Annotated in this window: 22 protein-coding genes; 16 read left to right on the forward strand and 6 right to left on the reverse strand. The window is 45.3% G+C overall.

Features of this window, described 5'->3' with window-relative positions; all coding sequences use genetic code 11:
- Positions 1 to 66 precede the first annotated feature (66 nt).
- Positions 67 to 888 (reverse strand): Cof-type HAD-IIB family hydrolase, encoded by an 822-nt coding sequence (locus AC55NX_RS06770; RefSeq protein WP_496995046.1) that lies wholly within the window; start codon positions 886 to 888, stop codon positions 67 to 69.
- A gap of 148 nt (positions 889 to 1,036) precedes the next feature.
- The gene (locus AC55NX_RS06775) at positions 1,037 to 2,035 is read right to left on the reverse strand and encodes an alpha/beta fold hydrolase (RefSeq protein WP_496995047.1); all 999 of its coding nucleotides are present in this window, start codon (positions 2,033 to 2,035) and stop codon (positions 1,037 to 1,039) included.
- A 72-nt stretch (positions 2,036 to 2,107) separates the two neighbouring features.
- Here AC55NX_RS06775 and rhtB point away from each other — a divergent pair, with 72 nt between their 5' ends.
- Together rhtB and AC55NX_RS06785 are read left to right on the forward strand one after the other, a co-directional pair.
- A complete protein-coding gene (gene rhtB, locus AC55NX_RS06780; protein ID WP_496995048.1) occupies positions 2,108 to 2,725 on the forward strand; it encodes a homoserine/homoserine lactone efflux protein in 618 nt (205 codons plus the stop codon).
- A gap of 9 nt (positions 2,726 to 2,734) precedes the next feature.
- Complete coding sequence (locus tag AC55NX_RS06785) at positions 2,735 to 3,961, forward strand: EAL and HDOD domain-containing protein (RefSeq protein WP_496995049.1); 1,227 nt, start codon at positions 2,735 to 2,737, stop codon at positions 3,959 to 3,961.
- A gap of 66 nt (positions 3,962 to 4,027) precedes the next feature.
- Here the strand turns inward: AC55NX_RS06785 and AC55NX_RS06790 are convergent, their stop codons facing one another.
- On the reverse strand, positions 4,028 to 4,498 hold the full coding sequence (locus tag AC55NX_RS06790; RefSeq protein ID WP_496995050.1) for a Dps family protein: 471 nt from the start codon (positions 4,496 to 4,498) through the stop codon (positions 4,028 to 4,030).
- A 215-nt stretch (positions 4,499 to 4,713) separates the two neighbouring features.
- Here AC55NX_RS06790 and AC55NX_RS06795 point away from each other — a divergent pair, with 215 nt between their 5' ends.
- From AC55NX_RS06795 to AC55NX_RS06810, 4 genes are all read left to right on the forward strand, one after another.
- The gene (locus tag AC55NX_RS06795; RefSeq protein ID WP_496995051.1) at positions 4,714 to 5,718 is read left to right on the forward strand and encodes an acyltransferase; all 1,005 of its coding nucleotides are present in this window, start codon (positions 4,714 to 4,716) and stop codon (positions 5,716 to 5,718) included.
- A gap of 50 nt (positions 5,719 to 5,768) precedes the next feature.
- The gene (locus AC55NX_RS06800; protein WP_059123038.1) at positions 5,769 to 6,140 is read left to right on the forward strand and encodes a hypothetical protein; all 372 of its coding nucleotides are present in this window, start codon (positions 5,769 to 5,771) and stop codon (positions 6,138 to 6,140) included.
- Positions 6,141 to 6,998: 858 nt separating this feature from the next.
- A complete protein-coding gene (locus AC55NX_RS06805; protein WP_496995052.1) occupies positions 6,999 to 7,592 on the forward strand; it encodes a lysoplasmalogenase family protein in 594 nt (197 codons plus the stop codon).
- Between the two features lie 131 nt (positions 7,593 to 7,723).
- A complete protein-coding gene (locus AC55NX_RS06810) occupies positions 7,724 to 8,311 on the forward strand; it encodes a YhgN family NAAT transporter (RefSeq protein ID WP_496995053.1) in 588 nt (195 codons plus the stop codon).
- 47 nt (positions 8,312 to 8,358) lie between these two features.
- On the opposite strand, the gene rsmD is transcribed toward AC55NX_RS06810, so the two are convergent.
- Positions 8,359 to 8,961: a 16S rRNA (guanine(966)-N(2))-methyltransferase RsmD gene (gene rsmD, locus AC55NX_RS06815; protein ID WP_496995054.1), complete on the reverse strand. Its 603-nt coding sequence runs from the start codon at positions 8,959 to 8,961 to the stop codon at positions 8,359 to 8,361.
- A 243-nt stretch (positions 8,962 to 9,204) separates the two neighbouring features.
- Here rsmD and ftsY point away from each other — a divergent pair, with 243 nt between their 5' ends.
- From ftsY to glpG, 6 genes are all read left to right on the forward strand, one after another.
- Positions 9,205 to 10,434 carry a signal recognition particle-docking protein FtsY gene (ftsY, locus tag AC55NX_RS06820; RefSeq protein WP_496995055.1) on the forward strand — a complete coding sequence of 410 codons (1,230 nt, stop codon included), beginning with the start codon at positions 9,205 to 9,207 and terminating at the stop codon, positions 10,432 to 10,434.
- A gap of 124 nt (positions 10,435 to 10,558) precedes the next feature.
- Positions 10,559 to 11,233, forward strand: a complete 675-nt coding sequence (gene ftsE / locus AC55NX_RS06825; protein WP_496995056.1) for a cell division ATP-binding protein FtsE — start codon at positions 10,559 to 10,561, stop codon at positions 11,231 to 11,233.
- Positions 11,223 to 12,206, forward strand: coding sequence for a permease-like cell division protein FtsX (gene ftsX, locus AC55NX_RS06830; protein ID WP_496995057.1), 984 nt, complete (start codon positions 11,223 to 11,225; stop codon positions 12,204 to 12,206). The genes ftsE and ftsX overlap by 11 nt, the downstream gene beginning before the upstream one ends.
- Positions 12,207 to 12,377: 171 nt before the next feature.
- On the forward strand, positions 12,378 to 13,232 hold the full coding sequence (gene rpoH / locus AC55NX_RS06835; RefSeq protein ID WP_496995058.1) for an RNA polymerase sigma factor RpoH: 855 nt from the start codon (positions 12,378 to 12,380) through the stop codon (positions 13,230 to 13,232).
- Between the two features lie 420 nt (positions 13,233 to 13,652).
- Entirely contained in the window at positions 13,653 to 13,976 is a 324-nt protein-coding gene (gene glpE, locus AC55NX_RS06840; protein ID WP_496995059.1) for a thiosulfate sulfurtransferase GlpE, read from the forward strand.
- Positions 13,977 to 14,062: 86 nt separating this feature from the next.
- Positions 14,063 to 14,899 (forward strand): rhomboid family intramembrane serine protease GlpG, encoded by an 837-nt coding sequence (gene glpG / locus AC55NX_RS06845; RefSeq protein ID WP_496995060.1) that lies wholly within the window; start codon positions 14,063 to 14,065, stop codon positions 14,897 to 14,899.
- A 96-nt stretch (positions 14,900 to 14,995) separates the two neighbouring features.
- Here the strand turns inward: glpG and AC55NX_RS06850 are convergent, their stop codons facing one another.
- Positions 14,996 to 15,406 (reverse strand): flagellar basal body-associated protein FliL, encoded by a 411-nt coding sequence (locus tag AC55NX_RS06850; RefSeq protein WP_059123027.1) that lies wholly within the window; start codon positions 15,404 to 15,406, stop codon positions 14,996 to 14,998.
- A 166-nt stretch (positions 15,407 to 15,572) separates the two neighbouring features.
- Between AC55NX_RS06850 and AC55NX_RS06855 the strand changes: the two genes are divergently transcribed.
- Complete coding sequence (locus AC55NX_RS06855) at positions 15,573 to 16,118, forward strand: chorismate lyase (RefSeq protein ID WP_496995061.1); 546 nt, start codon at positions 15,573 to 15,575, stop codon at positions 16,116 to 16,118.
- Positions 16,115 to 16,975: a 4-hydroxybenzoate octaprenyltransferase gene (gene ubiA / locus AC55NX_RS06860; protein WP_496995062.1), complete on the forward strand. Its 861-nt coding sequence runs from the start codon at positions 16,115 to 16,117 to the stop codon at positions 16,973 to 16,975. The genes AC55NX_RS06855 and ubiA overlap by 4 nt, the downstream gene beginning before the upstream one ends.
- A gap of 80 nt (positions 16,976 to 17,055) precedes the next feature.
- Here the strand turns inward: ubiA and plsB are convergent, their stop codons facing one another.
- Positions 17,056 to 19,479 carry a glycerol-3-phosphate 1-O-acyltransferase PlsB gene (gene plsB, locus AC55NX_RS06865; RefSeq protein ID WP_496995063.1) on the reverse strand — a complete coding sequence of 808 codons (2,424 nt, stop codon included), beginning with the start codon at positions 19,477 to 19,479 and terminating at the stop codon, positions 17,056 to 17,058.
- A 227-nt stretch (positions 19,480 to 19,706) separates the two neighbouring features.
- Here plsB and AC55NX_RS06870 point away from each other — a divergent pair, with 227 nt between their 5' ends.
- A complete protein-coding gene (locus AC55NX_RS06870) occupies positions 19,707 to 20,069 on the forward strand; it encodes a diacylglycerol kinase (protein ID WP_496995064.1) in 363 nt (120 codons plus the stop codon).
- A 92-nt stretch (positions 20,070 to 20,161) separates the two neighbouring features.
- Positions 20,162 to 20,785 carry a transcriptional repressor LexA gene (gene lexA / locus AC55NX_RS06875; protein WP_496995065.1) on the forward strand — a complete coding sequence of 208 codons (624 nt, stop codon included), beginning with the start codon at positions 20,162 to 20,164 and terminating at the stop codon, positions 20,783 to 20,785.
- Positions 20,786 to 20,863 lie beyond the last annotated feature (78 nt).

The following is a 20,863-nucleotide window of genomic DNA, read 5'->3' on the forward strand; positions in this document are numbered from 1 at the left end:
CCAGCACCGTCGAATGACGATTGACGGTGGATGGATAACAGATGCCCGGGCGGCGTTGAGAATGAATTACAGCAAGTGTTGATGCAGATAGTGGGCAACAGCATCATCAGCATGGCTGCCGATACGCTCAATCTGTGGTAAGGCTGACAACACTTTTTCATGGGCGGTTTTCATCACGAGACCGCAGCCAGCCATCGACAACATTTCAATATCATTCATCCCGTCCCCAAATGCGATACAGTGGTCTAAGGTCTGGTTCAGTGAATTGGCAACAACCTGTAATGCATGGCCTTTTGAGATATCCGGCCCCATGACTTCAAGGCACCACGGGCTGGAGAATGCGATGGTCACTTTCCCGGCAAAGCGTTGGTTGAGGGTTTCCTCATAGCGCACCAGTGCATCGTGGCTGGACTGCCTGTGAGTGAAGAATATTTTTGCCACGTTATCCAATGGTGGATTTTCCGGATCAAACATCTGAAACATGAACTTGGATTCATTGTGATATTGTTGAATCGTTTCATCGACAGCGCTGAGTCGCCATTGGTCATCATGGTACATATGAATGAAGATATCTTGATCATCTTTACAGAGATCAATCAGGCTTTGAACCTGATCTTTCGGGACATTACGGCTGAACATCAGCTGATTATCCGGGCTATGGATACGGGCGCCATTCGAGGTAATCATGAACGCAGGGATACCTGCAATTTCACGGATGCCTGCCACATCAACATGATGACGTCCGGTTGCAAAGATAAATGTATACCCTTTCTGATGGAGGTCTTGCAGTGTGCTCTTGGTAAATGGGCTTAACTTATGGTCCGGAGCGAGTAATGTACCATCAAGATCAGAAGCAACAATGCGAATATCTTTGCTGGTTAGCGTCATAAAATCCTCATTTGATAGAAATGAAATGCAGAACTGCGTTGTTGACTATTTTACGAAAATATAAAGGGGAAGAAGAGGGTAAAATCCATCGTGTCGGTTTTCCTCTTTTCCTTCTCTGTCGCCGAATCAGTTCATCAGAGGGGTGTGGTCAGTCTGAGCGATGGGATGAGAAGTGCCGGAGAATGGCATCCAGAGTGGGCTTTCGATATTGATCACTTTCAAATAACAACTCATGTTTTGCGCCTTCAATCTTAAGGCGTGTACAGTATGGGTTGGTTTTCGCAACTTTGCGATAGAACAAATCCTGGGCATGATTACTGACGATGCTTTCTTCTCCCGCCTGTACGATCAGCGTGGGGAGGGTCACTTGTCGCGTCAGTTGATGACATTGTTTGATCGCCATGAGGCTTTGCCAGACCCACTGTGCACTGGGCCCGCCTAATTTTAATTCTGGATGGCCATCATACAGTTGCCTGAACCAGCGATATCTTGTCTCACTATGCGTCAGCGGATTATTTTCAAACGGCTTGGACAAATATCCCTGATAACCCGGTGCATATTTGGGTTCAGATGTCAGTGCAGACAAAATCTGAGTCAAAGGGAGAGCAATCGGCCGCAGCAAATAGGGGATGTGTACCCCGAACATCGGTGCGGTTAATGCCATGGCATCAAATTCATGATCAGGATGAGTTTGAATATAGCGCGTGACTACTGCGCCTCCCATCGAATGAGCAAGCAGAAAACGGGCCCGGTAAGTTTTCGTGGCTAAGGTGTGTGCAAGAATGGTTTCCATATCACGAACATAGTCATAAAACTCGCCGACATGGCCGATCTGTGTGTCAGTGCAAAGTCGCTCAGACAGCCCTTGTCCTCGATGATCATACGTATAAATATCATACCCTTGGCGGAATAAATCGTAGATTAGTTCCTGATATTTCCATGCGGACTCAATACGTCCGTTTGCAATCAGTATCATTTGGTCATGATCGGGGCGAGTGAAACCGCACCAGTAGAGGCGCTTTTTATCAAATGCCCGCAGTGTCCCTTCCTGCCTGTCCTGCCAGAAAGTTGAAATATCATTGCTGATGGCTTGCTCAAAGAGAAACTCTTGCGTATAAGGGGAGGTCAGTATTTTATGTTGATTCATAATCCAACTGATTGCTGATAGTATGAGAAATATTCGTATTGTGTTAAGCGTCTTTAGTATAGAGGAATTCCCATGGAACTACACGTCTGGCTTGCCTATGTAGCCACGGCAATTATTTTCAGTCTGGCTCCCGGTTCTGGCACGGTGAATTCTATCAGTAATGGTCTCAATTACGGTATCCGCAGGTCACTGTTTGCGATTGCAGGGCTGCAGCTGGGATTAGGCTTTCACATCGTGCTGGTCGGAGTTGGTGTCGGTGCTTTGGTCGCTCAGTCTGTGCTTGCGTTTAGCATTATTAAGTGGGTTGGTGTGGTTTACCTAGTCTGGTTGGGCATACAAAAATGGCGTGATACTAGCACGTCTTTTACGACTAAATCACAGACTTCGCATCAACCTTGGGTTATGCTACGCAAATCGATGCTGATCAATCTAACGAATCCGAAATCGATTGTTTTTCTGGTGGCTCTTTTTCCTCAGTTTATTCAACCGGAAAGCCCTCAGATGCTTCAACTTATTATTTTAGGTGTAACGACCATGGTCATCGATACACTGGTGATGCTGACATATACTTCGCTTGCCGCGAAGCTCAGGCGATATACTCGCTCAGAATTTGTCATGCGTCGTCTGAATAAGGTGTTTGGATCCGCATTTTTGGGTTGTGGCGCTTTATTGGCGGTGGCAAAAGCCTAGGTTCGAAAAATGCGATATACATATGTTGCCCGTCAGCCAATCCTGAATGCAAAAGGAGTCACTTTAGGCTACGAGTTACTTTTCCGGGACGGAGAAATGAATGCTTTTCCGTCTCACATCAGTTCAGAGCGGGCAACCTATCGTTTAATTGCCGAAAACTTTTTGACGGTCGGCAGAACATCTGATCGACGGTCTGCACGCTGTTTTATCAATTTTCCTTATAAAAGCCTGATTCGCCGTCTTCCCTTTACCCTGCCCAAACACCGAATTGTCGTCGAAGTGTTGGAAACCTGTGAACCGACCGATGCGTTATATCATGTTGTTCGTGATTTACATCGCCACGGCTATTTACTGGCGTTGGATGATTTTGTCTATTCGCCAGCATGGGAACGCTTTCTCCCTTACGTCCATATTGTCAAATTGGATATCATGGCTTTGGGGGTTGATGAGGCTTGCCAGTTTGTCCGGAAAAAAATTGCCGATAAATGTCAGTGTCGGTTTCTTGCGGAGCGGGTAGAAACGGAAGAAGAGTTTTTGCAGACGAAAGCCGCTGGTTTCTCCTTCTTTCAAGGCTATTTTTTTAGAAAACCACAGGTGATGAAAAAGCGCTATGTGGTTCCTGAATACCTGACAGCAATGAATTTGTTTATTGAAGTCTGTCAGCCGGAGGTGAACTTTGACCGAGTCGAAGAGATCCTCTCACAAGATGTCACTTTGTCTTATAAACTACTCCGTTTTGTGAATGTACTTTCCGATCGCATTTGTGTCAGTATCTCGTCTTTCCGTCAAGCGCTCATCTATTTAGGTCAAGACAGACTCAAGTCTTTTGTGTCTCTGACCGTTGCCTCTTACATTGCCGTGGACAAGCCCAAAGAGCTCTACCGACTATCGTTACAGCGTGCTCATTTTTGTCAGTTGATGTCATCTCATGAAGTTTTTCATGAGTTGAAAGGGCAAGCATTTATGATCGGTCTGTTTTCTGTGCTCGATGCCATTCTGGATATTTCCATTGATGATTTAATGGAACAGTTGCCATTACCTGAATTAGCGAAAGATGCATTGGCAAAGCGCAAAGGTGCTTATGGCGATCTACTGACGATTCAGGAACATTTTGAACGGGGTAACTGGCAGGGGATTGAAACGGAGAGCGCGAAAATCGGTCTATCGGTTGAGGAAGTCAGTCAATCACTCCACGAAGCATTGTGCTGGAGTAACAATGCTCAATACGTCGTGTGACCCCTCAGACCGATAGTCAGAGAACGTTCTCAGAATTGTGATATGCGTTTGTGAAAACCAGTCACTTTACTGTAGCCAAGCGTTAAACATCCAGATCTGTTTTTCTTGTTCTCTGATGTAATCACTCATTAATGCTGCAGTTCCTTCGTCGCCTGCATCGCCGGCAATTCCCAAAATTTCTCGTTGCTGTTTCACCAGTGTTCCGAATCCCTGAACTAAACCTTCAACCGTTGTTTTTGCCTGTGAGGCTTGCTTATGTTCCTGAATTTCAGAGCGCGTCACATAATCGCTGAAGGTATGCAGCGGTGTGCTTCCCAAGGTCAGGATTCGTTCAGCAACTTCATCGATTTTAGTCAGTAAATCTGTATAGATCTCTTCAAACTTAGTATGAAGTTCAAAAAATTCTGGTCCTTTAATGTTCCAGTGGTAACCCCTGACATTCATGTAAAATACCTGATAGTTGGCAAGGAGTTGATTTAAAGATGTTGCAAGTTTTTGGCTCGTTGTACTGTCTAAGCCGATAACATTCGTTTTCATAAGACACTCCATCTATTTCTGAATTCTGTTCGATTCCTGTACATCATACGTTGACCAAGTTGTAAAATAAATTCGGTTAAGTTTATTCTATCAATTGGTAATTTCTATCAAAGTGAATTTCTGACAGAAGTTTGAATAAAAGATAACCACAGATTGTTGTATCTGACAGGGCGATCTCGCTAGAGTCATCTATATGATAGAAGGAGAGATTCAAGATGAGTCCCAGTCGGGTTTTCTATTTCGATTTACTGCGTTCTTTGGCGGCACTGTTTGTGGTCGGTATTCATGTTTTGGGGCCATTTCGTCATCAATATGGTGTGATTCCTTTTGATCACTGGGTAGTCGCTGCCGGATTGAATGGCATCAGTCGATGGGCCGTTCCGGTATTTATCATGGTATCTGGTGCGCTGCTCGTTGGTGATCCCCGTCCTTTCGACGGGAAATATTATATTCAGCGCAGAGTTCTGAAAGTGGTGATTCCGTTTCTGATCTGGTCCGTTTTCTATGCTTACTTATCGGGTTGGGGTACGACCGGTTTTGATTGGGACAGTGTCAAGATGCGACTCTCTGAGATGCCCCATGAAGCGACCTATTATCATCTTGGATTCTTTTATTACTTTATCCCGCTATACGCTTTGATTCCCTTCTTTCATTGGGCAGTCAGACGATATGAATGGTTTACGCGAGGCTATCTGTTGCTGTGGCTTGTCAGTTCAGTTGCGTATTTGTTTTATTGGAATGGTTTCTGGTCTGATTCGTTGTGGCTTTATTCCGGTTATCTGTTACTCGGATATTATCTGTCCCGGGAGGCGATATATGTCTGGCTTTGGGGGTTGCTGGGATGTATCGGCTTAATTGTAACCGTTTATATGGTGATTCATCTGAGTGTGGATGCGGGAGAGTATACAGTCAAACGCTGGCTTTCCTACAAAACACTGAATACCGTTGTGATTGCAGGGATGATTTTTGTTATGTGTCGACGCTGGGGAGCGAGCCTATCTCCGATGTGGCAAAAAGTGATCCGCTTTACCAGCCGCTATAGCTTGGGGATATACATCCTTCATCCGCTTATTTTATGGCCGATGCATCATTTTGTGTTAAATTTCTCGGGGCATCCGGTTTGGGTCATTCCATTATGGATTATAATGAGCTATATCGGTGCTTTGATGATGAGTTGGATATGTGCTCGTTTCCGGTTGACTCGCTGGTTGCTGCCATAATGTCAGCACCATAGGTTATCTGGGCATCAGGAGAAATCGAGGAGATAGCCATGTCAGAGATTGAAAAAGTTGTTATCAGAACACGAAAATTGGAGCATCTCCTTCGTGTTCAATATCATGCAGAAGGGCGAGGGTTGCATCAGCTGATTTCAAGTTGTGAAAACCGACTACCTCATAATGTGATCAAAAAGCTGAGATATATTGCGACGGTACGGAACAAGTTACTGCATGAAACCGATTATCAATTAGAAGATTGTGAAGCATTTTTGGATGCTTACGATGAGTGTATGAAAGAGTTGATGCCAAGGAGTAGTCGTTTTGTCTGGCGTGCAGCCATCTCTGTGATGATGATTATGACGATGATTGCTCTCGGTGTTTATTACATCCATTGGGAGTTTGTGTCAACGAAGTTATTTGAATGAATGATTTGATAAACAAAAAGGGACGCTTTTTAGCGTCCCTTTTTGTTTATCGAGGTATCAATAAATCAGAGGCAGTGTCATAAGGCCGAGAATAACTGCAATCATGACGAGTCCCTGCTTTTGAGATGGCGTGATCATAACACACTGCTCCTATAATTTGTTTGTTAAGATTTATACAGAATATCATTTTTTCACGATTGATCAAATTCATTTTGTAAAATCTTTGAAAAACTATGTTTATGGTGCTTCAGTAGTGATGTATGGCTGGTTTTTAATATTGTTTTTGGTTGTTTGTTATTTGCTCTATATCGTTTTTTTGATGATTATTGTTATTTAACTATATGATTTTAATGAGTTAAATTTGAATTTAATAGTGGTGGTTATCTAGCCTTGTTGCTTTTGGTGGTTTAAGTGGCTTGATGGTTTTTATCGGGCTTTTTAAGCAAAAAATTGGCTTATATATCGATGTTTTTGACAATAATTATCAACTAGATTACTGCGAAGGTTATTCGTCAGTGGTCTGATGTGTTTTTTTGTCTGTCATGTCTGTGTTTTCATTAATTTTGTTTTTTACTGATACTTTTTGTTTAACTAATTGTATTTTAATAAAATATTTGTTTTATTTGACACTGTTTTCGCTATTTAAAACTGATGGAATTCTCATTTATATTTGATTTTTTTTGCTAAAAATCATAGTTCATTCATTTATGGTTGTTTTTCCTGGTTTTTTGCAGCTTTGTGCTATTTTTATACAGTGAGAATTTACTTCTTTACTCAGATCCAAGTTTTTGAAGCCATCGGTGGATTTCTCATGAAACGGTTATAAACTAGCACCTGTTCAACATGAAGGTAGCTTGTATGCAGGAAAGCCATGTCGGTCACCCAAACAGACTCTCTCTTTATTTGGGACTCATTTGTACTACAGTATTGCTGGTTTTAATGTGGAGTCTTACGTCAGAATGGCGTGCTTCAATCGTCTGGAGTTCAGTGGCATTATGCTGCTGCCTGATCTTTACCTGGTCCTTTGCCGGGCAAACCAAATTTAGATTATCTTTTTCTGCTTTCCTATTGAGTTGTATCGCTTTTAGTCTGGCTTTTTGGCAACATATTTTGTATCCGATCCAGTGGTGGCTGCCGATCACCTTGATTGCACTCGGGATTGTTCTCTATCTTCTTTTCCTGCCTTATATCGATAAACGGATGACCGTCGTTGCTGTTTTAGGCACTGGATTACTCGGGCTGATCTGGTCTGCCAGCGGGTGGTGGCTTCAGGCGCGAAGTTGGAGTGCTCTCGAAGCATCTGTCGGCGCTGCATTATGGTTTGTTGTTTTCTTTCGGGTCATGGTCTATCCCGGTCAAAAAAAGTTTGATCAACTCTCTTTAGTGACAACCAGCGGGTTTTTAGTGGCATTATGTCTGCTGGTTGTGGCTGTGTTGCCATATCACCCTTGAGTTGATTCTTTCGGGAGGGCCGAGAGTGGAAGTGCTTGAATATAGAGCGCTCCGACAAGCTTACTCGGACGTCGAAATCTTGCTTGCAGGTTGTTATACTTCGTTTTTTATTGAACCGTCTGAGATTAAGTATGGAAATTTTTTCCGTCGCGACCATGATGTTTCTGATCATGGACCCGCTTGGCAACCTCCCGATCGTGTTGGCGATATTAAAGCACCTTGACCCGAAACGGCGACGTATCGTGTTAATCCGGGAGTTGTGTTTTGCGCTGCTCATTTTGATGATTTTCCTGTTTGCCGGTAAAAACATTCTGGGTTTCCTGAAAGTTGCACCGGAGACTTTGAGCATATCTGGCGGTGTGATTCTGTTTATCATCGCAATTAAGATGATCTTTCCCAGTGCCGGTTCAATTACGGGGCTGGCTGCTGGTGAAGAACCCTTTATCGTTCCGATGGCTGTTCCAATGATTGCCGGCCCGTCGTTGATCGCATCGTTACTGGTGTTTTCTTCACAGTCACCCAATGAGTTACCCGAATTGGCATTGGCTGTTTTTCTGGCATGGAGCGGTACATCTGTTATTTTAATGTTCTATGACTTTTTTCACCGGATTTTAGGCGAAAAAGGTTTGAAGGCTGCCGAGCGTTTGATGGGGCTACTCTTGGTGATGGTTTCAATGCAGATGTTTCTGGATGGTATCAAAAGTTATGTGGCGGGCTAAGTCTGTTTAAGATAAGTCTGTTTAAGACCCGCCATTGGAGCCCCGTTTTACGGGGCTTTCTGATATAAGCGATAGCAAACTTGTCCGGCAACTTTTTCCCGGTAAAGTTGCCAGGAGGCAGGAATGGCTGTAACCGGCCATTCCTTTTCACTTTCGATATAAATCATCGCCTGTTCGTTTAACCATTGGTTATTCTCCAGTAACCGGAGTGTTTCCTCTAACAATCCTTGTCGGAACGGTGGGTCGATAAATACGATATCGTAAGGCCCTTCCGGTGGTATCTGAGCGAGATAAAGCAGTGTATCGCTCTGGATGATTTGGAGCTGAGCTGCCGCCAGAGAGTGTTGATTTTGCTTGAGTTGTTGAAATGCGGCTGGGTTCTTCTCGATGAGGGTGACGTGTTCAGCCTGACGCGATGCTGCTTCGAAGCCCAGACTTCCGGATCCGGCAAACAGATCGAGACAACGGGCCTTGGGGATATCGGTCACCAACCAGTTAAACAGTGTTTCTTTGACTCTGTCTGTGGTCGGTCTGAGACCTTCAGCATCATGAACCGGCAGTTTGCGGCCTTTCCACAATCCACTAATAATCCGAATGAAGCCTGATTTATCTCTTTTTTGTGACTGGTTTGGCTGACGATGTTTTCCCATGATTTTTTGACCGAAAATAAAGTGTTAATATAGCCGCCCGGCCTGTTTTTGTTGCAGACGGGTGAAGGTACGAATTGAAGCATGATGAAGTTTAACAGTCTGAGTTTAGATTTTTCACGGCTTTGTCATTTTTCTTTTCCTGAGCATATAAATATTCTGAGAAAAGTATGATACCAATGACGTCATCAGTAGAACTGGTATTATAACGTTTTGAACCGATGAATAAATCTAGGATATTTCCAGATGACAGAAAAAAAGAAGCGTGGCCTGCTGTCATGGCTTGGTTTTGGTGACGATGAGACTAATGAAAAAAATGATCCGACTGAAACATCGACCGAAGATGATGTGAGTGAGGACCTCCCTGAGGTGAGTGAGTCTTTGGCAGATATCGCTCCAACAGAGGAAAACGCGGAAAATGAAGCGGCTGAGCTTCCTGAGAGTCAAATCGAGGTGGAAGCAGATCTCACCAAGGAACCGAGTGAAGCCAGTCACGTAGACCCTGTCCCGGAAGCGCCTCAACCAGTGAGAGTTACTGAACAGGAAAAACCGACCGAAGGCTTTTTTGCGCGTTTAAAAAGAAGCCTGAGCCGGACCAAAGCAAATATCGGCGCCGGATTTTTTGGTTTATTCAAGGGGAAAAAGATCGATGAGGATCTTTTCGAAGAACTTGAAGAACAGTTGTTAGTTGCCGATGTCGGTATGGATACAACGCTCAAGATCATTAAAAACCTGACGGAAAAAGCCAATCGTCAACAGTTAAAAGACGGTGAAGCATTATACGGCTTACTGAAAGAAGAAATGGGAGAGATTCTCTCTCATGTCGAGCGGCCTTTAGTCATCGATGAGCAGAAAAATCCTTATGTCATTCTGATGGTCGGTGTGAATGGGGTCGGGAAAACGACCACAATCGGCAAGCTGGCGAAGCAATATCAGATGCAGGGTAAAAAGGTCATGCTGGCTGCCGGTGATACCTTCCGGGCCGCTGCCGTTGAGCAGCTGCAAATCTGGGGAGAGCGAAATCAAGTGCCAGTGATTGCCCAGCATACCGGTGCCGATAGTGCCTCTGTGATTTACGATACCATTGAAGCCGCCAAAGCGCGGGGTGTGGATGTCGTGATTGCTGATACGGCCGGACGATTACAAAATAAAGGCAATTTGATGGAAGAGCTGCGCAAAATTGTACGCGTGATGAAGAAGCTTGATGATTCGGCACCTCATGAAATCATGCTGACCTTAGATGCCGGTACCGGCCAGAATGCGATCAGCCAAGCCAAACTGTTCAGTGAGGTTGCACCCGTTACGGGGATTACCCTGACAAAACTCGATGGAACCGCCAAAGGTGGGGTGATTTTTGCGATTGCTGATCAGTTTAAGATACCGATTCGCTATATTGGTGTCGGAGAAGGTATTAATGATTTACGTCCTTTCCAAACTGAAGAGTTTATCGAAGCGTTGTTTAGTCGGGATGAGTAGCCGCAGTGAGATAAATGATTCAGACGATGACCGCAAAACCGGCGGTGTTGCGAGACTGACTGCCACAAAGAAAGTATATAGACGGGCAACAAACATGGATTATGCTTGGGGAAGGGGATAGCGAGTGATCAGATTTCAGCAAGTGAGTAAAGCCTATCGAGGAGGACGACAAGCCTTGCAGAAAGTCGACTTCCACCTCCGTCGTGGGGAAATGGCATTTGTTGGTGGGCATTCAGGTGCTGGGAAAAGCACATTACTGAAATTGATTTGTGCTATCGAACGGCCAACTGACGGGCGGATTCATTTTAACGGGCACGATATCACACGCATTCCGAATCAGGATATTCCGTTTTTACGTCGTAACATCGGCATTGTATTTCAAGAGCATCGGTTGCTGATGGATCGCAGTGTATTCGATAATGTGGCACTGCCGATGCGCATTGAATCTATCTCTGAAAATGAGATTAAAAGACGAGTCTCGGCGGCTTTGGATAAAACCGGGCTACTGGACAAAATGCGTTGCCTGCCGAGTCAGCTTTCCGGCGGGGAACAGCAACGTGTCGGAATAGCAAGGGCGGTAGTGAATCGGCCGACATTACTACTGGCTGATGAGCCAACCGGGAATCTCGATCCGGATTTATCCAACCGAATTCTTCGTTTGTTTGAGGAATTCAACCGTGCCGGTGTGACAATACTCCTTGCCACGCATGATATTAATCTGGTCAATTCCCGCCCGATGTATCGTCATCTCGAGCTAAATCAGGGTTTCTTAAGCGAGGTTGAAGATTATGGCCACTAAGCCGAAAAACAAACGCGCCTCCAATTCAAAGAAAAAACGGGAACAACAAAAGCGTCCGCCCCGCGATCACTTTCTGGCAATTCATTATAAGCAGGCGAAGTCGTCTTTTTTGGCCCTTTGGCAGCAGCGCCCCATGGGGAACTTACTGACATTGGCTGTCATCTCGATGGCTTTAACGATGCCTGCCTGCCTGTATTTGCTGAGTAAAAACGTTGCTTCGGTTGCCAGCCATGTTGCCACCCCTTCGCAAATCAGCGTTTATCTTGAAGAAGGCACGCCGGAAGCCCGGGTCATGGTACTGAAAGACGAAATAGAAGTGCGTCCGTCGGTGCAGAAAGTGGAATACATTTCTCCGCAGCAAGGACTGGCCGAGATGAGCCAACATGCGGGATTTGAACAAGCGATCAGTCTGCTGGATGATTATGCATTACCCGGGGTGATCGTGATTACGCCGGCGGTGACCAATCAATCCGAAGTGAAGCAATTAGCCGAGAGCATTCAGCATGAGCAGAATGTGACGGATGTGCGCCTTGACGAAGATTGGCTGACACGCTTGGATGCGATCAAACATCTGGCGACAATGGTTGTGGTGAGCTTGTCATTGCTGATGTTTGCCGCTGTTTTCTTGATTGTCGGCAATACGTTGCGTTTTAATGTTTTAGCGAATAAAGAAGAAATTCAAACCATGAAACTCATCGGGGCGACAGATGTGTTTATTCTGCGCCCTTATCTGTACTCCGGCATGTGGTTTGGTTTTCTCGGTTCAGTCAGTGCATGGTTATTTACGGCTTTTCTGACTATATTGTTCAATGGTGCCGTGAGTCAGCTGGCAACGCTCTACGATAGTCAGTTCCGTCTTTTAGGATTAGGTTGGGATGAATCTTTGCTACTCCTGATAGTCGGTACATTACTCAGTTGTATCGCGGCCAAGTTATCTGCACAGCGGCATTTGAAAGAAATTGAACCTGTGTAGCAAGGATGTGTCTTATCTCCTGAGATTTGCAGCGAGTAAAAGTGTGATCTTGACTTCTGATAGAAAATTGTTTATCTGTATCTGTTGGACTTAACTCGTAAGCAACGAGATGATAGAGTCCTATAATAATAGGTTGAGTACACTCTTAATCAGAAATTGATGAGGAATTGAATGACAAACCATACGTATCCAATGGCAGTTGTGACACAAGATAGCCTGGACAGCTATATCCGCTCTGTGAATAGTTATCCGATGCTGAGTGCAGAAGAAGAACATGAGCTTGCGGAACGACTACATTACAAAGGTGAAATTGAAGCAGCGAAAGGTTTGATTCTGTCGCATCTTCGTTTCGTCGTTCATATTGCTCGTGGTTATTCCGGTTATGGATTGCCGATGGCAGATCTGGTTCAGGAAGGAAATATCGGCTTGATGAAAGCAGTCAAGCGCTTCAATCCTGAAGTTGGTGTTCGTCTGGTCTCTTTTGCCGTGCACTGGATTAAAGCTGAAATTCATGAATATGTGCTGCGCAACTGGCGTATCGTCAAAATCGCCACCACTAAAGCGCAACGGAAGCTTTTCTTTAATTTAAGAAAATCGAAAAAGCGCCTTGGTTGGTTTAATCATAGTGAAGTTGAAACTGTGGCGAAAGAGTTGGGTGTTGAACCGTCGGAAGTGCGTGAGATGGAATCTCGTTTGGCGGCTCAGGATGCAACCTTCGATATGACCGCCGATGACGACGAAGGTAATGCAGCTTCAGCACCAGTACTTTATCTTGAAGATAAAAATTCTGATGTGGCTGAAAATCTGGAAAGCACCAACTGGGAACAGCATACCAATCATCGTCTGTCGCTAGCAATATCGAGTCTGGATGAGCGTAGCCAGCATATTGTCCGGTCTCGTTGGTTGGATGAGCCCAAAGCAACTTTACAAGATTTAGCCGATAATTATGGTGTGTCCGCTGAGCGTATTCGTCAGCTGGAAAAAAATGCCATGAAGAAGCTGAAGGAGGCTGTCGGAGAAATGTAAAGAGGCATTTTTCTCGGCCAAACCAAATTTAGAAACCGGGATCCCAGCGATCCCGGTTTTTATTTTTGATCCAAACCAGTGCAGTGATATCAGCATCGGCCTGTGGATAAGTCTGTGTTTAAATGATTTACTTTCGGTGTATGAGTCGTCATTAGCAAGCGCTGAACAGATTGTTCAGCTTGGGGATATCAAAATATTTACACACAATAAAATAAAGATCATCACTACATATTGTGGATCATTTTAAGTCTGACTACTTTATCAACACAATTCACAGCTTTATCCACTGATGGCGCAAAAATAATCAATCGTGGATGACCCTTGTGATTCGATTGTACTGATAGGACCTTGAATAGGTTACAATAGCAATAGTGTCCACGGATAGAAGTGTTCACCGATAGAGTGCGGGAGTGATAAATCATGGAGCAATTTCAACATATTGATGTTCAGGGGGCCCTGAACATGATGCAAGAGCAGGGTGCAACGTTAGTCGATATTCGCGATCCTCAGTCGTTTGCTGTCGCTCATGCTGAATCTGCGTTTCACCTGACCAACGATACGATCAATCAGTTTATGGCCGATGTTGATTATGAGCATCCGGTACTGGTGATGTGTTATCACGGGGTCAGTAGTCAGGGCGCAGCACAGTATTTGATTAATCAGGGATTTGAAGCGGTATACAGTATTGATGGTGGTTTTGAAGCGTGGCATCGGGCGAATTTACCGATCTCATCGTTGTCATAATATCAGTGCTTTCTACAACCATTGTGAGCATATGACGTTGTGAATCATCCAATGTTCCCATTATTCGACGAAGAAGAGACAGAGATATGATTCGTCTGATTACGATCGATAATCCTCGTTTGGGGCAGGCATTCATCGACTATATGGCTTTAAAGCATATAGAAATTATGATGATGCCGGAAGCAGAAGCAACATTCTGTTTATGGTTAATCAAAGATGAAAACTTGCATGAAACAGAAGTCGAACTGAAGCAGTTTTTAGCACATCCTGAAGATCCGAAATATCGTGCGGCATCCTGGGAAACTGACGGCAGACAAAAAACCTTATTTCGTTACAGCTCACCAAGTGTTTTACAAATGTTTTATGCCAAAGCCGGCTATATGACACTCGGTGTGGTAGTGCTGTGTATCGCTGTTTTTGTGCTTCAGATGTTTGGATTACAACAAACGGTGTTCAATCTGCTCCATTTTCCCACTTCACAGAGTCAAGCTTGGGAAATCTGGCGTTGGGTCACTCCGGCTTTCCTGCATTTTTCGATACTCCATATCATTTTTAACCTGCTGTGGTGGTGGTATCTGGGGGGCGATCTCGAAAAACGTTTGGGTGCTTTGAAATTAGTCAACTTACTGGTGTTGTCTTCTGCCGGATCAGGGATCGTGCAGTATTGGAGTGATGGCCCGGGGTTTGGTGGTTTATCCGGTGTGGTCTATGCGTTGGTCGGTTTTATGTGGATGATCGGCTGGAAGCGGCCTGAACTGGGATTATCGATTCAGAAACCGTTACTCGGTTTCATGCTGATCTGGTTAGTGATTGCTTTTGTGCAGCCGTTTATGCCAATTGCCAATAGTGCTCATGTGGCTGGACTATTGATCGGTGTGGGGCTTGGGTTGTATGAATCTAAGCGTGCTCCGGCAAATGTGTAGGTAAACACCGTCTGCGGAAAGCCTTGTTCCGGACAGCCCGTCTCTTGTCAGCAGACGGCCTCTTTTCAAGCACTGCGTGCAGTCGTCAAGAGGCATTTATTGATAGATATACTTAGTGAATAGTAAATCGGCGACGATGGGACGCCCTGTTTCCGGCAATAGCAAGTCATTGATTCTCTTAACCAATGTTTTTCTCAAATCTTCTCTTCCCGCAAGGGATCGAATCGTATCTGCGGTCTGTTTCCCCATCAGCTCGACCACCGTATCGCGAATCAGTGGCTGATTTTTTTCGATGAGTGGCAGATCCGAATTATTGGCAACCATAATCTCGATACGGACTTGAATGTATCCAAGCTCTTTCCCTTTGGTAAAGAAATTGGTGGTTAAATCAGGCTCCAACGTAAAATAGGCAAGTTTAGGTGCGCCTGAATCTTCAGCTGCGTTGCTAAGAGAGACAGAAAGCATGCCTGTCATGAGAATGATGAGGGCTAAATAACGTTTCAGCATAATAATGTTATAATCTGACAAAGGTTGATGATATTCGAATCGCTCTGATCTTGTTACAATAGTTTACCCATTGATAACAAAGTTGACAGCCTTCGACATTCGCTTCAAAACAATATCCTAATCAGGATATTATGCAATCACAAAGGCATTCACATAAAATAGTAGTATGTATCAATCAGTTTCGCCTTATCTATCGCTATTAAACCAGATAATCTGGCAAGAATGCGAAAATTTTTATTTTCCGACGCCAAAGATTAGACAATGGTTACAAGAACAGGGATCGCTTTCCCAGTTGATGAAAAACTATTGTCAGACGCTATCCGTTGAGGTACTCCGACATGACTGGAAAGATACGGCATGGCTTTCGGTGCAAGAGCAAAACTTATTGTGTTCGCCTCAACGATGTCTGGTTCGTCAGGTGCTACTGTCGGGTGACGAAACACCATGGGTCATTGGTCACACGCTGATTCCGCAACTGGACAATAGTGACTTGTCAAATCCTATCTTTCAATTGGGAGCGAGTTCACTTGGGGATTTTGTCTTTCAGTCTGAGGATGTTCAGCGAGATGAGCTGCAGGTCGCAAAAGTAGACACCGAAGATGGCGTATTGTGGGCGCGTCGCTCAAGGCTATGGATGGCGCATCAACCGATGCTTGTCACAGAACTATTTTTACCTGACGCCCCTGTGTATGTGAAGGAGAACAAACAATGACTGTATCAAAGGCAAAAGCATACTGGCAATTGATGCGAATGGATCGTCCCATTGGTTCTTTGCTGTTGTTATGGCCGACGTTATGGGCATTGATTCTTGCAGCCGAAGGTATTCCGGATCTGAATGTTCTGCTGGTCTTTGCGCTTGGGGTTGTCTTAATGCGTTCTGCCGGCTGTGTGATTAATGACTTTGCCGATCGTCATGTTGACGGGCATGTGCAGAGAACTCACATGCGTCCTTTACCGGCCGGTCTAGTGACTGAGAAAGAGGCGGTCGGCTTATTTCTTATTCTGTCGTTGTTCTCGTTTGCGCTGGTGCTGACGATGAATAAACTCACCATCCAGCTCTCTTTTGCGGCGATTGTATTGGCGTTTATCTATCCTTTCATGAAACGTTACACACATTTACCTCAAGTCTTTCTGGCACTGGCTTTCAGCTGGGCGATTCCGATGGCTTGGGCGGCACAGTCCAATAGCTTACCGGGAGTGGTCTGGTTTATTTTTCTGATTAACTCGGTCTGGACGGTTGCTTATGATACGCAGTATGCGATGGCAGATCGGGAAGATGATTTAAAGATCGGCGTGAAGTCAACCGCCATTCTGTTTGGCCGCTTTGATAAGCTGATTATTGGTATTCTTCAACTGATCACGTTACTGATGCTGATTGGCGTCGGTGTGATGTATCAGTTGAGTGCAGCATTTTATTGGAGTGTGCTGATCGTGAGCGGATTATTTGTTTATCAACAGCATTTAATTCGACATCGGCAGCGAACTCTGTGTCTACACGCATTCTTGAACAACAACTATGTCGGTATGGTGATTACCGCGGGTTTGTTAGTTTCCATGTCGTCGATTTAAACCTTTCGTCAATCGTAATGTGAGAAACGGCATCAAATGATGCCGTTTCTTTTTGCCCGGATAAAATAGTTCCTGAATCGCTAATCAATCAGGTAAGTGCTTTCTCTGATCGTGAGGCGAATCTCAGGATAGAGCAACGTGAATATCAGCTCCGACAATTGCTGACATTTTTCCGCACAGAGTTGCTGATCATGATTAAGATAGTCTTGCTGTTTCAGCGTGGTCATTAGGGCCGTGAATACGCCTTTATCAAAAAACTCCGGCGCATTAATCCCATGCAGTCGTCCCAGACGGCGGGCGATTTCCTGACTATTTTTTTCGAGTTCGCTTTTACTCATATCCGGTGTCGAGACCAGTAAGTTTAACGTAATCGCATAACGCTGTAGTGTCTCTGAAATCGTTCTGCCGAGTAAAATGAGCACTTGTGTTCTGGCCGGATTAATTGATACCGTTTCATCTTCACATTGGATTAATTCCTGACGCTGCAATTCACGCAGGTAAGCATCAATATGCTCATCGAGTGCTTCCGGTTGATAACTCAGAAACAGTTCTTGCTGGATGAACGGATAGATGAGCGCCACATAATTGCGCAGCGTATCGAGCGACAGAGATTGGTGACTCACCAATATCTGAGCAATCAGTGACGGCAACGCCAACAAATGAATAATGTTGTTGCGATAGTAAGTCATGAGAATTGATTGGTGGCGATCCAGTGAGATAATTTCACCGATACTATCGGATTCGATCAAAAACTTATCGAGAGATGTCGCATGACGAACCAACGACGCCGCACTATCCGCCGGGACGGTCATTGTTTCCGAGTAAGGGACGTTGCGCAGCAGATCAAGATAACAGTCGATCTGTTTGATCAAGTTTTCCCGGGCAAGCGCACGCTGACGAGAAGCGAGCAGTGCGGTCGCACATAATGTCATGGCATTCGCTGCCGCGGCATCATTGATGCGGGTCATCATCTTGGTTGCCAGCTGATTGACAAGCGGTGTGATCCATTGAGGACGACTGTTGCCGACTCGATCAATATCTTTGGTCCAGTCGGGGACTTCCTCATTCAAAAACTGATTGAGCAGGATAGGCTCGCCAAAGTTGACATAACCTTGGCCGAAGTTCTTCAGTTTACGAATGGTTCTGATCACCAGACCAGCATTTTCTTTCTCTTTCTGCTTGCCGCGCAGTTCTTTGGCATAGGTTGAGACTTCCATAACATGTTCATAGCCAATGTACACCGGTACCAGCGTGACGGGTCGGTTGAGACCTCTTAACATCGCTTGGATCGTCATCGCCAGCATTCCCGTTTTAGCAGGGAGCAAACGTCCGGTTCTTGAACGGCCGCCTTCGCTGAAATACTCAACGGAGTAACCTTTCGCGAACAAGTCAGCCAGATATTCGCGGAAAATGGTCGAATAAAGCTTATTGCCTTTAAAACTGCGGCGGATAAAGAATGCTCCGCCACGGCGGAACAAAGGACCTGCCGGGAAAAAGTTCAGGTTCAGACCCGCCGCAATATGAGGGGGAACCATTCCTTCGTGGTACAGCACATAGGACAATAACAGGTAGTCCATGTGACTTCGGTGGCAGGGAACATAGACAATTTCATGACCATCTTGGGCCAGACGGCGCACACGCGCAGCATTGTGTACATTAATCCCTTGATAAATCCGGTTCCAGAGCCATTTCAGCAAGCGATCACTTTTGCGTACGAGAGAGTAGGAGAAGTTCGCTGCGATCTCGTCTAATATTTTCAGGGCTTCTTTCTGCGCTTTTTTCTGCGAAATATTTTTGGTTTTCACTTCGTCATTGATGGCATGACGAATGGCTTGTGACTGCATCAGACGTTGCAGCAATACTTCACGCTCCGGCAGTTGCGGCCCGGAGGCGGCCAGTTTCTGGCGTGAAAAATGAATCCGGGCTACCCGCGCAACTTTATGGGCAATGGCTGCATCCGTGCCGTGGCTGTCTGCCATGTAGCGCAGAGAAACTACGGGACTGAAACGGACTAAGCAATCTCTGCCGGACAGCAATACCGCCTTGGCCTTTTGTGGCCCGTTCATCGGTTCCAGATAAGCTTTACTCTGGTTCTCCTTGCCGGGTTTTCTACCCCACAGGACGGATGTCGGCAGTAACTGAATATCAAGCTCGGGATTGGCTTGGTGTAATGCGAGTAATTCAGTGAATTGCGTGACGGAACCGTAGGGTACATCCTCATCGCTACGGATCAGTGTCGGGCGGGATGCAATAAAAATATAACGCGTGAGTTTTTTACCATCGATTTCCAAAGGCTGGAATGGGTCCGGAAGTCCTAGTTTCTCTGTCTGCTGTTTCAAAGTCAGCAGATCAACGGTCGATTGAAACGGCAGTGCATAGACAATGGGTTTCTCCAGATCAATATGATGATCAGCGATCGGATCGGCCGGAACGACCGTGCTCTTGGTCAAAGCAGAGACAGGGATAGTTAATAGTGAACGTGATACTGATTGTCGGACTGACATAAAAGCTCGGACTCTCAAGAATGAATAACGAAAGAGGGACCAGATTGTCACGATATCAAGCATGTGAACCCAGTCACCAGAATGTTGTCTAGGATAACAGAAACAGGGACAACCTTTTACTATTGACGACTATTTTTGTGTACTACTACAGTTCCCTGCCACCGTCGTGATAGGATTCTCCCTGCTTGTCCGGATGTACCTATTCACCCTAATAATCGGAAAAATCTATGCAACAGAAACCAGCGCAAGGTCTGACACGTATATTGAACGCTGCCAAATATTCCTATCAGGGCATTCGTGCCGCGATCATTGGCGAAGCGGCCTTTCGGGAAGAGTTAATCGTGTGTCTGATCCTGATTCCTGTCGCCCTGTTTGCTGATGTGAGTCAAATCGAGCGCATGATGCTCATCGGTTCATTGCTGGTGGTCTTGATCGTTGAGCTATTAAATAGTGCGATTGAAGCTGTCGTCGATCGCATCGGGCTTGAGCACCACCAATTGGCGGGGCAGGCGAAGGATATGGGGTCTGCAGCCGTGTTGCTCTCGATTCTCATGTCACTCTATATATGGGTAGATGTTTTTGTATTCTAAGGGTTTCAAAGATTGGGTTTGAAAGATTCACTTTCCATTTATCAGAATACTGGATATACTCACAGTTAACTGTATAAAAAGACAGGTGAATTATGAAGCCTTTAACACCACGCCAACAACAGGTCTTTGATTTGATCAAAAGCCGGATTGAAGATAACGGAATGCCACCGACTCGCGCTGAAATTGCCAAAGAGTTGGGGTTCCGTTCTGCCAATGCGGCTGAAGAACATTTGAAAGCACTTGCGCGTAAACAAGTGATTGAAATTGTTCCGGGCGCCTCTCGTGGAATACGCATTCTGCTCGCTTCAGCAAATGAGCCGGTCGAAGAAGGTCTGCCGCTGATCGGCCGCGTTGCGGCGGGAGAGCCGATTCTGGCGCAGGAACATGTCGAAGCACACTATCAGGTCGATCCGGCTATGTTCAGACCCCAAGCTGATTTTCTGCTGCGCGTCCACGGTGAGAGTATGAAAAATATCGGCATCATGGATGGCGATTTGCTGGCCGTGCATAAAACGCAGGATGTCAGAAATGGTCAGGTTGTGGTCGCTCGTGTCGAAGATGATGTCACGGTGAAACGACTTGAACGTCAAGGGACCAAAGTGTTGTTACATGCCGAAAATGAAGCGTTTACGCCGATCGAAGTCGATCTTACTTCTCAGGAATTAACCATTGAAGGGGTCGCTGTCGGGATTATCCGTAATACCGATTGGATGTAACCGACGGATGGTGAAACATCTGACTGTGTAAGTTATTGAGAATCTCTCTCAATAACTTGCTAATGGAATTGATATTCA

This window comes from Vibrio rubrogenes, assembly GCF_059641415.1.

Bases quoted from the DNA above. Each gene is read 5' to 3' on its own strand.
- AC55NX_RS06810 (WP_496995053.1), top strand. From the start codon at position 7,724: ATGGAAATTTTTTCCGTCGCGACCATGATGTTTCTGATCATGGACCCG.
- AC55NX_RS06785 (WP_496995049.1), top strand. From the start codon at position 2,735: ATGCGATATACATATGTTGCCCGTCAGCCAATCCTGAATGCAAAAGGA.
- AC55NX_RS06870 (WP_496995064.1), top strand. From the start codon at position 19,707: ATGCAACAGAAACCAGCGCAAGGTCTGACACGTATATTGAACGCTGCC.
- lexA (WP_496995065.1), top strand. From the start codon at position 20,162: ATGAAGCCTTTAACACCACGCCAACAACAGGTCTTTGATTTGATCAAA.
- AC55NX_RS06855 (WP_496995061.1), top strand. From the start codon at position 15,573: ATGTATCAATCAGTTTCGCCTTATCTATCGCTATTAAACCAGATAATC.
- plsB (WP_496995063.1), bottom strand. From the start codon at position 19,479: ATGTCAGTCCGACAATCAGTATCACGTTCACTATTAACTATCCCTGTC.
- AC55NX_RS06775 (WP_496995047.1), bottom strand. From the start codon at position 2,035: ATGAATCAACATAAAATACTGACCTCCCCTTATACGCAAGAGTTTCTC.
- glpG (WP_496995060.1), top strand. From the start codon at position 14,063: ATGATTCGTCTGATTACGATCGATAATCCTCGTTTGGGGCAGGCATTC.
- rsmD (WP_496995054.1), bottom strand. From the start codon at position 8,961: ATGGGAAAACATCGTCAGCCAAACCAGTCACAAAAAAGAGATAAATCA.
- rhtB (WP_496995048.1), top strand. From the start codon at position 2,108: ATGGAACTACACGTCTGGCTTGCCTATGTAGCCACGGCAATTATTTTC.
- AC55NX_RS06770 (WP_496995046.1), bottom strand. From the start codon at position 888: ATGACGCTAACCAGCAAAGATATTCGCATTGTTGCTTCTGATCTTGAT.
- AC55NX_RS06790 (WP_496995050.1), bottom strand. From the start codon at position 4,498: ATGAAAACGAATGTTATCGGCTTAGACAGTACAACGAGCCAAAAACTT.
- AC55NX_RS06850 (WP_059123027.1), bottom strand. From the start codon at position 15,406: ATGCTGAAACGTTATTTAGCCCTCATCATTCTCATGACAGGCATGCTT.
- ftsY (WP_496995055.1), top strand. From the start codon at position 9,205: ATGACAGAAAAAAAGAAGCGTGGCCTGCTGTCATGGCTTGGTTTTGGT.
- AC55NX_RS06805 (WP_496995052.1), top strand. From the start codon at position 6,999: ATGCAGGAAAGCCATGTCGGTCACCCAAACAGACTCTCTCTTTATTTG.
- ubiA (WP_496995062.1), top strand. From the start codon at position 16,115: ATGACTGTATCAAAGGCAAAAGCATACTGGCAATTGATGCGAATGGAT.
- ftsX (WP_496995057.1), top strand. From the start codon at position 11,223: ATGGCCACTAAGCCGAAAAACAAACGCGCCTCCAATTCAAAGAAAAAA.
- rpoH (WP_496995058.1), top strand. From the start codon at position 12,378: ATGACAAACCATACGTATCCAATGGCAGTTGTGACACAAGATAGCCTG.
- AC55NX_RS06800 (WP_059123038.1), top strand. From the start codon at position 5,769: ATGTCAGAGATTGAAAAAGTTGTTATCAGAACACGAAAATTGGAGCAT.
- AC55NX_RS06795 (WP_496995051.1), top strand. From the start codon at position 4,714: ATGAGTCCCAGTCGGGTTTTCTATTTCGATTTACTGCGTTCTTTGGCG.
- glpE (WP_496995059.1), top strand. From the start codon at position 13,653: ATGGAGCAATTTCAACATATTGATGTTCAGGGGGCCCTGAACATGATG.